We start from the raw sequence: 994 nt of genomic DNA, 5'->3' as shown, positions 1-994 counted from the left end.
ATGGAGGCGCGCTACCAACTGCGCCATAGCCCCTGGTCGTCGCCCCTGCGTGCCGGTGGTCGGCCTCGCCGCGGCGACACCTCGACCTTACCGGATCCCGAGGAGTGCTCACGCCGTTCCGCGGATGTTCGCCCCCGGGACCGCTTCCGATCACCCTCCAGGATCGCTCCCCGGGCCCGTGCCCCTGCTCCGACCGCCGATCCCCCTTCCGACCACCGCTCCCGGTCACGTCCTGGAACCCAATAAGCTGGCAGGGTGCCCGAAACAAAGCTCGAAATCCAGATGCTCCATGATCGGCTGCTCGTGCGGCTTCTCCCCGAGAAGGGTGAGCGCCGCAGCTCGGGCGGGCTGGTCATCCCGGACACCGTGAAGATGGCGACCCGCCTCGTCTGGGGCGAGGTCTGCGGCGCGGGCACCAGCGCGCGGCACGTGAAGACCGGTGACCGGGTCCTGTTCAACCCCGAGGACCAGCTGGAGGTCGAACTCCAGGCCGAGCGGTACCTGGTGCTGCGCGAACGCGACGTGCACGCCGTCGCCAACGAGTCGCCGCAGCAGGGCACCGGCCTGTACCTCTGATCCCACCCCGGCCCCGGCACGCGCACCCGGCCCGCCTCCGGTCCCCCACGGGGACGGGAGGCACCGGAGCAGCGCACACGAACTGGACGGCGCGGGGCCGGGGCCCACGGGTCCGTCGCGCCGCCGGTCGGCCGGAGCAGTAGGAGCGGTAGGAGCGCGTCGGCAGTGCCCGTCACGCGCCCGCCGCCCCGCAGCCGAGGGCCCCAGGGCCGGAGCGCGGAGCGGCCGGAACCCCGCGGCCCAGGCCGCCCACACCGCCCACACCGCCCACAGCGGCACCGGGAAGAACCTCAGGACGGCCGTGGCGGGGAGCTCGGTGACGCCCCCAGCGCGCACACGAAAACGGCACGTTCCCGATCGGAAACCGGAAACGTGCCGTCTCTCTGTGGAGCTATGGGGATTCGAACCCCAGACCTCC

At 72.5% G+C, this 994-nt stretch carries 1 protein-coding gene; it reads left to right on the top strand.

The window, feature by feature from the left end; genetic code table 11:
• The first annotated feature begins 282 nt into the window (after nt 1-282).
• Nucleotides 283-576 carry a GroES family chaperonin gene (locus tag D450_RS0129025; RefSeq protein ID WP_017542128.1) on the top strand — a complete coding sequence of 98 codons (294 nt, stop codon included), beginning with the start codon at nt 283-285 and terminating at the stop codon, nt 574-576.
• Nucleotides 577-994 lie beyond the last annotated feature (418 nt).

The organism is Nocardiopsis halophila DSM 44494 (genome assembly GCF_000341245.1).
Lineage (GTDB): Bacteria > Actinomycetota > Actinomycetes > Streptosporangiales > Streptosporangiaceae > Nocardiopsis_A > Nocardiopsis_A halophila.
The sequence above is the reverse complement of the archived record's forward strand: the minus strand, read 5'-3'. Positions and strand labels throughout refer to the sequence as shown.

Bases quoted from the DNA above. Each gene is read 5' to 3' on its own strand.
- D450_RS0129025 (WP_017542128.1), top strand. From the start codon at position 283: ATGCTCCATGATCGGCTGCTCGTGCGGCTTCTCCCCGAGAAGGGTGAG.